11 protein-coding genes and 3 pseudogenes are annotated in these 11,772 nt (G+C 49.6%); 7 read left to right on the forward strand and 7 right to left on the reverse strand.

Features of this window, described 5'->3' with window-relative positions:
- Window positions 1–6 precede the first annotated feature (6 nt).
- From EL645_RS36455 to EL645_RS46085, 6 genes and pseudogenes are all read left to right on the forward strand, one after another.
- Window positions 7–306 (forward strand): hypothetical protein, encoded by a 300-nt coding sequence (locus tag EL645_RS36455; RefSeq protein ID WP_126557301.1) that lies wholly within the window; start codon window positions 7–9, stop codon window positions 304–306.
- Window positions 303–1,474, forward strand: a pseudogene (locus EL645_RS44920) (ABC transporter ATP-binding protein). Before EL645_RS36455 ends, EL645_RS44920 begins: the two are co-directional and overlap by 4 nt.
- Window positions 1,471–2,552: pseudogene (locus EL645_RS36465) on the forward strand (ABC transporter ATP-binding protein). Before EL645_RS44920 ends, EL645_RS36465 begins: the two co-directional pseudogenes overlap by 4 nt.
- Entirely contained in the window at window positions 2,549–3,970 is a 1,422-nt protein-coding gene (locus tag EL645_RS36470) for a GH1 family beta-glucosidase (protein WP_126557302.1), read from the forward strand. The pseudogene EL645_RS36465 and the gene EL645_RS36470 overlap by 4 nt, the downstream one beginning before the upstream one ends.
- 406 nt (window positions 3,971–4,376) lie before the next feature.
- Window positions 4,377–4,601, forward strand: coding sequence for a hypothetical protein (locus EL645_RS36475; protein WP_126557303.1), 225 nt, complete (start codon window positions 4,377–4,379; stop codon window positions 4,599–4,601).
- A gap of 25 nt (window positions 4,602–4,626) precedes the next feature.
- Window positions 4,627–4,941, forward strand: coding sequence for a YkgJ family cysteine cluster protein (locus tag EL645_RS46085; RefSeq protein WP_371865814.1), 315 nt, complete (start codon window positions 4,627–4,629; stop codon window positions 4,939–4,941).
- Here EL645_RS46085 and EL645_RS36485 read toward each other — a convergent pair.
- The 7 genes and pseudogenes from EL645_RS36485 to EL645_RS36510 form a co-directional block, all read right to left on the reverse strand.
- The gene (locus EL645_RS36485; protein WP_126557304.1) at window positions 4,914–5,183 is read right to left on the reverse strand and encodes a ubiquitin carboxyl-terminal hydrolase 14; all 270 of its coding nucleotides are present in this window, start codon (window positions 5,181–5,183) and stop codon (window positions 4,914–4,916) included. The genes EL645_RS46085 and EL645_RS36485 overlap by 28 nt on opposite strands.
- Window positions 5,184–5,483: 300 nt before the next feature.
- Window positions 5,484–5,651 (reverse strand): hypothetical protein, encoded by a 168-nt coding sequence (locus EL645_RS39820; protein WP_161977987.1) that lies wholly within the window; start codon window positions 5,649–5,651, stop codon window positions 5,484–5,486.
- Window positions 5,652–5,668: 17 nt separating this feature from the next.
- A pseudogene (locus EL645_RS36490) lies at window positions 5,669–6,664 on the reverse strand (macrolide family glycosyltransferase); the annotation flags it as partial.
- Window positions 6,665–7,113: 449 nt separating this feature from the next.
- A complete protein-coding gene (locus EL645_RS39825) occupies window positions 7,114–8,256 on the reverse strand; it encodes a serine/threonine protein kinase (RefSeq protein ID WP_281276464.1) in 1,143 nt (380 codons plus the stop codon).
- Window positions 8,160–8,765, reverse strand: coding sequence for a protein kinase domain-containing protein (locus EL645_RS44925; RefSeq protein WP_126557306.1), 606 nt, complete (start codon window positions 8,763–8,765; stop codon window positions 8,160–8,162). The genes EL645_RS39825 and EL645_RS44925 overlap by 97 nt, the downstream gene beginning before the upstream one ends.
- A 577-nt stretch (window positions 8,766–9,342) precedes the next feature.
- The gene (locus EL645_RS36505) at window positions 9,343–9,822 is read right to left on the reverse strand and encodes a copper resistance CopC family protein (protein WP_307720608.1); all 480 of its coding nucleotides are present in this window, start codon (window positions 9,820–9,822) and stop codon (window positions 9,343–9,345) included.
- A 212-nt stretch (window positions 9,823–10,034) separates the two neighbouring features.
- Window positions 10,035–10,673 (reverse strand): copper resistance CopC family protein, encoded by a 639-nt coding sequence (locus tag EL645_RS36510; RefSeq protein WP_161977989.1) that lies wholly within the window; start codon window positions 10,671–10,673, stop codon window positions 10,035–10,037.
- A gap of 505 nt (window positions 10,674–11,178) precedes the next feature.
- Here EL645_RS36510 and EL645_RS36515 point away from each other — a divergent pair.
- Window positions 11,179–11,550, forward strand: coding sequence for a cupredoxin domain-containing protein (locus EL645_RS36515; protein ID WP_126557309.1), 372 nt, complete (start codon window positions 11,179–11,181; stop codon window positions 11,548–11,550).
- Window positions 11,551–11,772: the final 222 nt, after the last annotated feature.

The raw sequence follows: 11,772 nt of genomic DNA on the forward strand, positions 1-11,772 counted from the left end.
TCGGTGGTGGCTTCGAGTTTCGTCGGTACTTTTGTGTACACTATTCTGGCTGAGGTTACCTTCGAGTTTCTGGGACTGGGCGATATTACCCGCAGCAGCTGGGGTGTGATGCTCTTCGAGGCCCAGAGTGGCCAGGCACTTTTAGCTGGCGGCTGGTGGTGGTTTATTCCTCCCGGCTTCTGTGTGGCTCTGCTCTGTGCAGGCCTGACCTTCCTGAATTATGGCATCGATGAACTGGCCAACCCTCGTCTGCGTAGCGAGCCAAAACCAAAGGTTGAGCGCGCGAAGAAAGAGGTGCTGGCATGAGTGTAGAGGTTCGTGAGGCAACAACCCTGCTAGATGTACGCAATGTAAGTGTGGACTATTATGCCGCCAATGGCGCTGTCCATGCGGTGCGCGATGTCAATCTGACCTTAAAGCGTGGAGAGATCATGGGCCTGGCGGGTGAGAGTGGTAGTGGAAAATCAACGCTGGCGTATGCGATTGCCCGCTTGCTGCGTCCACCGGCAGTGGTGACCGGTGGCGAGATCCTCTATTATCCCGGGCAGATGTGCAGACCGAGTTTACGGGGGTCTTAGAGCGTACAAAAACCACGCGCCTGGACAAGAATGAAGTGGCAGCTCAAGAGAAGCAGAATGGTGTTGATGTATTAGATCTGACACCGAGCCAGTTGCGGGCGTTCCGCTGGAATGAGCTCTCGATTGTCTTCCAGAGCGCGATGAATGCTTTGAATCCGGTGATGGATATCGGCACCCAGATTATGGATGTGCTGGCCGCCCATCAATCCGGGCGTAGCGAACAGGCCCGGAAACAGCGTGCTGGAGAATTATTGAGGTTGGTCGGCATCTCGCCTGATCGCTTGCGCAGTTATCCACATGAACTCAGTGGCGGCATGCGCCAGCGCGTAGTAATCGCGATCGCCCTGGCATTGAATCCTGAAGTAATCATTATGGATGAGCCAACGACGGCCCTGGATGTAGTAGTGCAGCGAGAAATCCTGGACCTGATCAGTTCATTGTGTAAGGAGACGGGCACGGCCCTGATCTTCATTACGCATGATCTCTCCCTGTTACTTGAACTGGTTGATCGGGTGGCCGTGATGTATGCTGGCAAGCTGGTCGAAGTGGCCTCGCGTAGTGATTTCTATGATCATCCGCGCCATCCTTATAGCTACGGACTAATGAATTCTTTTCCTACGTTGCATGGACCGCGCCATAAGATGTCTGGTATTCCTGGCTCACCGCCCGACCTGCGCAATATCCCGGCTGGCTGCCCGTTCCATGAGCGTTGTCCCTTTGCCTTTGATGCTTGCCGCGAGCAAGTGCCCAGGCTGCGCGTGGCTGTGGCTGGTGAGGATGAGCAGGTGGCGGCCTGTCATCTTTATAATCCTCGGCACCGGCCGACGATACCCGCAGCCAGCGATCTGGCACGCGGTTATGCAGCTCAGTTAGAAGAAGGGAGGAGCGTGCGATGAGTGAGTCGACGCAAGCTATTTTAGAGGCCGAAAATTTACATAAAGAGTTTCCGTTAGGCCAATTCAATCTCTTTGGCGCGAAAAAGGTCGTACATGCCGTTGAGGAGGCTTCGTTCTCCCTCTATCCCGGACGAGCGACTGCCCTGGTAGGGGAGAGCGGCAGTGGTAAAACGACGGTAGCGCGTATGCTGGCCCGCATCTATGACCCTACCTCCGGCACTATTCGTTTCCGTGGCGAACCGATCAAATTCAATGGTAGCCTGGCCGCTCTAAGGACTTATCGACGTCATGTGCAGATGATTTTTCAGGATCCCTTTGCCTCTTTAAATCCGGTCCATTCGGTGCGCTATCATTTAAGTCGTCCTTTACGTGTGCATGGCCATGCGCATAGTGAGCAAGAGGTTACCGAACAGGTCCTGGCCCTGCTGCGCCGTGTTAGCTTGAGTCCTGCCGAGCAGTTTATCGAAAAATATCCACACCAGTTGAGCGGGGGACAGCGGCAGCGCGTGGCGATTGCGCGTGCCCTGGCGGCCCGCCCTGAGATCGTGCTGGCCGATGAGCCAGTTTCGATGCTGGATGTCTCGATTCGATTGGATATCCTCAACTTGCTGGCGCGGCTGAAGGATGAGGAGCGATTGGCTTTCCTGTTCATTACCCATGACATTGCCAGTGCCCGTTACTTTGCTGAAGATACGCTGGTGATGTATGCCGGACAGATGGTAGAGGGGGGCCCAGTGAAGCCGTCATTCAGTCGCCTAAACATCCCTATACCCAGCTCTTGCTCGCGGTTGCGCCCGATCCTGATCGTATCAAGCGCGTGATTAAAGGCTCCTCGGATGTTCCGGCACGCGGCGAGATCCCAAGTTTGATCAAGCCACCCGGTGGTTGTCGTTTCCATCCACGCTGCCCGCATGCGATGCCCATTTGCAGTCAGCAGTCACCGGCCAGAACCGAGGTAGCGCCGGGCCACTGGACCAATTGTTTCTTGTATGATCAGCCTGATACTCAGCCTATCCCTGTGATCCAAACTAGTAGTATTCGCAATACCAGCGCATTGAGAAAAGAAGAGGCCAGATGAGTACTAAATCAGAGCAACAGCTACATGTTAGAAATGATGTCGAGCTAGCTGCGCAATTTCCCAGAGATTTTCTCTGGGGAGCGGCTACTTCGGCATATCAGATTGAAGGCGCGACCGAGGAGGATGGGCGCGGGCTCTCTATCTGGGATCGTTTCGCGGCCACTCCAGGTAAGACGTTTCGGGGGGAGACGGGCCAGGTCGCGGTGGATCATTATCATCGGATGGAAAAAGACGTTGAGCTGATGGCCGAGTTGGGCCTGGGTGCCTATCGTTTTTCAATCTCCTGGCCGCGCATTTTCCCTGATGGCACGGGACGCGTGAATCAGGGTGGCCTGGATTTTTATTCCCGCCTGGTCGATGCTTTATTGGCGAAAAATATTCAACCTGTGGTAACTCTCTTTCATTGGGATCTGCCGGCGGCCCTGCAAGATCAAGGAGGCTGGACCAATCGCGCTACCGCTGATGCTTTTGCCGACTATGCAGCCTGCGTGGTTGAGCATCTGGGAGATCGCGTGAGCTGGTGGATTACCCACAATGAACCCTGGTGTTCGGCCTACCTGGGCCATGGGGTGGGCATTCATGCTCCTGGTATTCAGGATGCGCAATCAGCCGCAACGGCGGCGCATAATATATTACTTTCTCATGGATTAGCGGTACCGCGCATGCGTGCCCTGCTCCCACCTGACGCCAGGATTGGTATCTCTTTGAATCTCTTTCCGGTCTACAAAGTCGACGAGGTGCCTGGCATCTCCGAGCGCGTTGAGCGGGAACTGGATTTTCGCAATCGCTGGTTTTTAGATCCCGTCTTTAAAGGCCACTATCCCTCAGCCCTCTTCTCCTTTTTGCACTGTCAGCCTCCCGAGGTTCAAGCTGGCGATATGGAACTTATTTCTGCACCATTGGATTTCCTGGGTATCAATTACTACAATCCTTTGCGTATAGGGATGGTACGGCTACAAAACGGGCATGGTGGTGTGAAGCATGCCTGCGATGTGCTTGATATGTCGGCCAGTGCGGCCTGCACCGCCATGGGGTGGGAAGTTTATCCTCAGGGCTTAACCGATATTATGAGCTGGTTACGACAGGAGTATGTGGTCCCCGCTATACTGATTACAGAAAATGGCTCGGCTTTTGAGGATAGTTTAGATGCGAAGGAGCAAGTTGCGGACTCGCGTCGGCTTCATTATCTGCGCGAGCATATCAATGCCATCGGTCGCACTATCCAGCAACCAGACAGTATACCCGTGCAAGGCTATTTTGCCTGGTCATTGATGGATAACTATGAGTGGGCCGAAGGATACAGTAAACGTTTTGGTCTGGTGTACGTCGATTATGATACTCAGAAACGTATCATAAAAGACAGTGGTCGTTGGTATGCTTCCTTTTTGACATTGCAAAATTCTCAACAATATGATTAGATAGGAAGCAAGCAAAATTGATTAGTTATAGATCGTTGTCATCCATGTATATTCAAACTGTAGATATCTAATATCTTGTATGTGTAATCCTTTCGCAGCTGATGCAGGGCAAACAATGTTTGAAGCGTCATTGGTGACTTCGATGCAGGGCAAACAATGTTTGAATCGTCATTGGTGACTTCATGGCAATGCATTAGCTGCTGGCACTACATATACAAGGACTCGCAATGCTATTTTACTAGCTATTGAAAAGCAATCGTAAACGCCGCTTGGACGCGGCTAGCTCCGCTGCCACTGGCTCAGCCATCCAACTTGAGCAGTGGCGAGCAAACGGGTGCGCCTGTCAGGCAGCTGCGCTCATACGATTGAACGGCATGCTGTTTTTCTCTTGATAAGGTTTACCATTATGAGTGAAGTAGAAAAATTGCGCGAGAAAATTGCTCTGGAGTGCCAGGCTATGCATCATCTGATGTATGATTTTGCGGCTGTTGCTAAACATGAGATTATTGCTCATCATTATGAAGCTATTGCCAGTTATCAAGGTCAATTGGAGTCGCTGGTGGGCAATGCAGAAGCTTCTACCATTATTGCCGAGACATATATCAATGCCATTGAACCACGCGGTATGTAAGAATAATCTAGATAGGAAATGATCGATGGAATGTCGCATTGGATGCGGCGCATGTTGTATTGCACCATCCATTTCAACATGTATACCTGGTATGCCTGAGGGTAAGCCAGCAGGAGTTCGCTGTGTCAATTTGACCAGTGATAATCGCTGCCAGCTTTTCGGTAAATCTGAACGACCCGCAGTCTGTCTGGCTTTCCGAGCTCAAGAAGATACCTGTGGCCGTTCGTCGCAGGAAGCCCTACAGCTGATTACTAAGCTTGAACGAGCTACCGCCCTCGCCGTTAAGCATGAGAAGAGGATAATGCCCCTCCTCTACTCACTAAAGTCTAGCTCGGCCTGATCAATATAGCACCAGCCCCAATCTTCCCCTTTTTCAAACGAGGCGATGATTGGATGGTTAGTGGCATGAAAGTGTTTGGTCGCGTGCTTGCCTTTGGATGAATCGCAACAACCTACATGGCCACATGTAAGACAGATGCGCAGATGAACCCAGCTCTCGCCCAATTTTAAGCATTCTTCACAGCCGGGAGCACTGGGTACAACTTCCTGAATCTGGTCGATATGGGTACATACTTGTGCCATAATCTTCCCCTTTATAGAGTTAGAGCGACTGCTCTTCTGCCAGGCATACAACCGACACTTCTTTTTGTTGCCCTCTGCGTATACCTGTAGCGGTATGCCTGGACAAAACAATGTTACATGTATTTGTGCTGTTTTTTTGCCAGGATCGCATTACATAGCCGCGCAATGTGATGCCTCTTGTTACTATAACATGTAGCAGAAATCCATGTAAGATGAGCTTAATACTGGTTGGGATTTAAAGTGTACGTTTCTAGTTTTGAGTTCCCATCCGTCCGATATGAGTACTTGTAACTCGATGGCTTAGATGCTGGGAACTGTGTGTGTATGCAGATATTGTAGAATCGCATCGACGGCGGCGTGGACGCCGCCAGTTTCAGCGATGATCCTTTGCATCTGGCGCGTGCGCATGCGAATCTCGGGCTGGTGGGCAATATAGTTCACCGCTCCTCGCAAGCTTTCAGTCGTCACTTGTTTTGGCCCCACTGCTACCCCAGATCCAACTCGACCACTCGACGCGCCGTCAATTCCTGTTCCGGCAGTTGAGGAATGATTATCAAAGGCACTCCATATGAGAGGGCCTCCATGATGCTGTTCATGCCTCCATGGCTGATGAAGATGCTGGATCTGGCCAGGACATCGAGTTGAGGTACATAGGGGTGTACGATAAAATTGTCTGGCACGGGACCTAAATCGGCTGGCGAGCTGTGTTTTCCAAGGGCCATCACGACCTGCCACGGTGTATCAGCAAAGGCGCTCAAACAGGTTTGATAGAAGTTCCGATGCTCGTTAAAGGAAGTTCCCAGCGAAATATAGAGGGTAGGTTGTTTGCGCAAGCGTTCAAGCGGAAAGTCGCTGCCATTATAGCGTGGGAGGATGCATGGACCGACGAATTGGAAGCGGGCATCAAATGTCTCTCCTGCATATTGAAAGGTTCTGGGCAGTGTCACCAGGGTCAAAGGCTCTGCATGGGTAGATATATCAGTGAGATCAAATGCAGGAATAGAATACTCGGCGCAGAGGGTATGTAGCTGAGCATTCAGGTAAGCAAGGCGGGCATTCATCTCTTCAAGTACCGGGGGCGAAGCAGGTGGCGTAAGTATAGAGAAGAGCTTAAAATATGCGTTGGATGCATAGCCCGGCCGTACAATGATCGCTGGCGTATGCAATATCTGGGCCAGCATGCGACCCCAGAGCGCGGTCTGGTCATAGATGATGCCATCGGGCCGCTCTCCATGCAAATCTTCTAAGATTTGTGGCAGTAACGAGCGACACTCCCTAAGCATCTGCTCGCCAGCAGTTAGTAGGTAGCCTGCATCGTTCTGACTGATGGCCATCTCGGCCACCTGGTCAAAATCCAGGTTAGAGATATAACTACGGAAAGTGGCTCCTGTCGCCTCAATTGGCAACCGGAACTCTTCCGTTAGATAATAAGTTACCTGTTCTCCTCGCGTGACAAGCCCCTGGACAATGGCCAGGGTGGGTTGATATTTCCCTGGTGTGGAATATTAAAACAAAGATATGTTGACATCGCGAGAACTCCTTCTGCCAGGCCATCCTAACCCGGTTCCTCTGCTACTTTGGCATACTAGAGTATATATCAACACATCATGTGTCTATTGCGCGTTGTTTCTTCCTTCTTCATAGAGACATAGCATATTATTTTGTTGCTGTCAATATATATGACTGCTTCAATATGACCCCTACCTGAGATCAAGATGGAATGGCTGGCCAGCCTGGGGGCGCTGACGCCCCCAATCTTTTTATGCTATGTTGTTGCAGCACGTGTGCTTTGGTACACGTGCTGCAACAACATAGCATAAATTTTGAGCGCCGCTGGCGCGAACTATCAGTGGAAAAGTTACGAACAGCATGCCTTATGCAGCGTCTGCTAAAAAAAGTATTGGAAGCGTGGGATCACTCACTATGATAATTAGTGGGGAGGAGGCAGACAATTGTAGTCGACAACATAGATAGTATCGATCTTCCAACCATTGCTCCCATCACTAATTAAAGTAAGGTCGGCCGGCTTGTTCATCGGTTCATCAGGAGGATGCCCCCCGTCAGGAGGATGACCCCCATCAGGCGGATGTCCCCCATCAGGCGGATACCCACCATTGGGCGGTGGTGTCCCATCTGGCGGCGGTGGCGGTGGTGTTCCATCTGGTGGTGGACCACCATCATAATGCGGGCACGACAGGGTCAGGTTTAAACCGGCCTGGTGAGTTGCATCAGGGACACTTGCGACGACACAGCGGCTCGTCCCCTGAAAATACTTTTGAAAATCTACCAGCGTATGCTTGCTATGATACCCATGGGAAAACTGGTCATATGCGGTTAGAAAATCCGGTGCCGATGAGTTCATGGCTCTGCAAAAGATCTGGACCACGCCTAGAGGTGTACGCGCGTTCAATACAATGGTGGATGTGGAGGATAGGTTGATGCCTGGGCTAGAGGCTCGTGTAGATAGCTTGAATATATTATTATTCAACAAGAGCACATAAATCAACAAGAGCATGAGAGCTATGGCCGTCGCCAGCGAAGTCGCCAGGAGTTTGCGCTTCGGTTTTCTGTGAGTCGGGATTGATGCCGCTGACATGGCTCCGCGTTGCTTTTTGGAGGCAGGAAGAGAAAGAGGGGTTTTAAGATTACTCATGATATTTTGAAGCTTCAGCTTCACCTCTTCCATGCTCTGCGGCCTTTTGTTTTCATCAAGGTCCAACATCTGGGCGATAAGCGCGCTCAACACTGGTGGAACGCCAGGAACCTGTGACTCAAGGGGCGGAAAGTGAAAGGTTGCCTGAGCGATATCGGCGCCTGTAATCAACTGGTAGAAGATGACGCCCAGACTGTAAATATCGGAACTAGGCACGGTCTGCCGCTTGCCATATTGTTCGGGGGCCGCGTAGCCGGGCGAACCCTGATTGTTTGTATCTTTTGATTGTCCACGCTTAAAAAAACGAGCGATTCCAAAGTCAATCAGATAAATATGTCCATCTGTGGCGCGCATGATATTGGAAGGCTTAAGATCGCGAAAAATGATAGGTGGATGATGGGTATGCAAATAATGCAACACACTACATAGAATGACCCGATCTCAAGTACCTCTCCCAGCGATAATTTGCCTCCCTGTGCTTTGAGATACTCTTCAAGTGTCTGCCCCTTGATATAGCTCATTACCAGGTACCAGCGCTGGTTCTCTTCAAAATGATCGTAGATACTAGGCAGATGAGGATGTTGCAGTCCGGCCAGAATATGCGCCTCGTGCTTGAAATTCTGGGCGGCCTGGATTCTTTCTTGTGGTGAGAGACCCGACTGACTCATTTCTTTGATCGCGACCAGCCGATTCCCAAGTTGCATATCTCTGCCAAGATAAACCGTTCCCATGCCACCTTGCCCGATGGCGAACAGAATACGATAGCGCTGTTTGAGCATTCCTTTAGCTATGGGTAACGCTTGAGGAGGAGGCATGGGGACGATATTACTCTGCGCATCTAACAACGGCTGACTACACATCAGACAACGCGTCTGACCCCTGGGATTAGCAAAACCACAAACACTACAAATAAGCAAAAAAGACGGCATCTCCCTCTCCTCAGAGCACAATATCTTCTTAATTCCATAAAATGGAATGTATTGACCAATTTATCTCAATGTTCAACGAAAGTATACATAAATAGGAAGAGCTACTGCAAGCATATTTTCATGTTCATAGCATGAATGGGTATATTTTCCTTATTTTGCAATACATTATTGATAAGTACTTAGCTCAATTTTGTACATTTCCAGCTAAAAACCAGGGCTTTTTACTGTTCCTCTTGGGTGCCTGCGGCGCCGGGTTGGGGTGTGGCCGCGTTTGCCCACCACACACTCCACACCTGAAAGAAGGTCCATCGTATCGCTGGCTCGTGATCTCCTTGCGATCAACATTAAAAAGCCCTGACTGGAGCAGTCTGAGTTGCTTGTGGCGAGAGCTCTATGGGAGGAATTGTGGGTGCTAATGCATAAAAAAGAACAGCGAGCCTATCATTTTGACAGGCTCGCTGTTCTTTTTTTTCTAAATTCGGACTTTTAATTTAGCTTACAGGGGTTTTTGTTGGCTCGGTAATGGGTGGGGCAGATTTGCGTGTGCGCCCGAGCCCGAAGCCAGCTCCCAATCCAACTATAAGGGCAACGATACCGCTGATAATCGCGGGCCAGGGAGAAGTACCAGTGTTACTGCTGTTGCTGGTGCTTGCGGGTGTAGTCGCAGCTTTAGGGTAGCCGCAGCTTGAGGCTGGGTAGTTGTGCCGCTCGCCGCTGGCCCAACGGTGAAGACGTAGGCACCCTGGTCGGGATCACCATCCTGGGCTGAAACGGTAATCCAGCGTACAACATAGACCCCATTCTTCTCTGGTTTGATATTAACTGACATCCTGGCTGGATTATTCAAATCTACCCTGGCATCGCCCTGGCTGATCAGTTCTCCGCTAGGGCCGTAGACGAAAAGATTGCTATTGGTCGCACCAGGCTTCATATTCTCTGCGGTTGTCACCGTGATCTTGCTGGGGCCTGGGAAATGGTTGAGTTTATTGCTGGATCTGAGGATAACACCTTGGCGTGATTGGGCATGGCAAAGGATGTGCCGCTCAACACAAAGAATAAACTAAGGCTGAGAAGTGTTGCACAAATCAAGCCTAAACGTCGTTGAATTTGACGCATAATAAGTTCTTTGACCTTTCTCTACTAAAGGTAGTGCTACTACAGGTAGCGCTACATGGCGTAATACTTTTAAAAGGATCCTGATCGTCCATCATAAAATATCTATCAAAGAGCATAGGATCTCCATAGATATTTGTCTATTGGGTCAATTACCTATTTTTTTCCTAAGGTATTTTCTTCAGTTTGAAAGGTATACCTTATTTTTTGCTGCTGAAGCATAGCGAAGGTTGCCCCTGCACCTATCAGTAGACCAACCATACCTGACAGGAGTACTGTCAGCCAGGTTGGTATTCCTCTGGCCTGTGATATAGTAGCGCCCGGGTGGGCGGCCGCCATCGTTGTGCCTGGCATATGCCCCATTGCCTCGCCTTTTACCATTCCTTTGAGCATTCGACTGATATTTACGAAGAAGCGGAAGCTCCCACTATCTCGATGCCCTTCGTCGGTGGAGACATTATGCCAGTTGACCAGGTAAATTTCTGATCCATTGGCCTGCATGGGTACCGCCATCGTCTGATGATCCGTGCCATTGAGTTTGGCTGGTGCGGTACTGACCAGCTTATCATTAACGTCGTAGACTTGAATATCGCTCTGATTGGGATCGATCGCTTCTGAAAAGTGTACGGTAATGACTGTGGGTGCCTGGGTGAGCATTGCATTGGCAGCCGGGACGGAACTGACATATTCACCATGTGTGGGTTGCGCTAATGCGTTGCCGGTGCATAGCAGCACGCATAGCATGCTACAAAAAATGCTGATAATGATGAGCTGTCTACCTGATTGCATATTCATAGAATAAAACATCCTCTCTACACCACTTACTAATAAATTGTGCTGTGACTAATCAGGGGAGCATGAACTGTAGAGTCTCCCTAACCACATTTACATCTTCCACCATGACTGACAACTTGAATTGTGGATGATCTCGCTTTCCGATGAATTACCAGAGAGAGCTTTATAAGTTTGTAGCAAGATAAAATAGCTCTCTTTTATCCTTATCGGATGTGCCAGACTATACTAGAATAAACTGCCATAAATGTCCATCAGGAGTTGGCCCTATTTTAATCTCTTGCAGCCTGTCAGGCTTCCATCACTCCTGCGCTGTTTGTGTATGATTTTTCATGTCCCGTGGAGCGCATAAGTGTTTTATAGTGTGGTATAGGCTTATGCATATTCTTCCAGCAGCGACACGCTTCCCGAAACATTCAAATCTCATCTTTTATAATGGTAGATGTATACCGAATGGATTTTATGGTGATACACTGAAATAGAATATCTTTTGGGAGCATTATGAATCATGCGACAGAGCAAATATCGTTATCTCATGCTTTTGCTGGCGATCCTCGTAGTCGGACTTACCTCGGCTTGCGGCAGTTCTAATCAAAATCAAGTACATATGAATGAAACTAACTTTGTGCAAAAATCGATTACCATTCACAAAGGGGAGACTGTAACGCTGGTCAACGATAGCGCCGCAATTCATATCATCCAGAACGGGAGCTGGATGGATGGGATGCAATTACCGAAAAGTGAGCCTGGTGCACCACAGGTTAATGCTAATGTGGATGGTAATGTAAGCGAGGTCATTGGGCCTTTTAATACTGCGGGTACCTTCCACCTCTACTGCACTATCCATCCTGATATGAATCTGACCGTAGTGGTTGATTAAGCATGTGTTTTACTCTCATCCTCATGGGAAGTGTGCAACCCCTGCGCGGACGTGCTTTTTTTTCTTGTGTGGTGCAAAAAAGTGCGTCCCAGCGCACTTTTTTGCACCACACAAGAAAACTTCTTGAGCGCCTTTGAGCGCCAAAGGCGGACGTGAGGATCAGACACACTTTAATGATACATAGGTTACCCACAGTAAAAGTGATGGCAATTAAACTATAAT

Origin of the sequence: Dictyobacter kobayashii (assembly GCF_003967555.1) — a bacterium.
Lineage (GTDB): Bacteria > Chloroflexota > Ktedonobacteria > Ktedonobacterales > Ktedonobacteraceae > Dictyobacter > Dictyobacter kobayashii.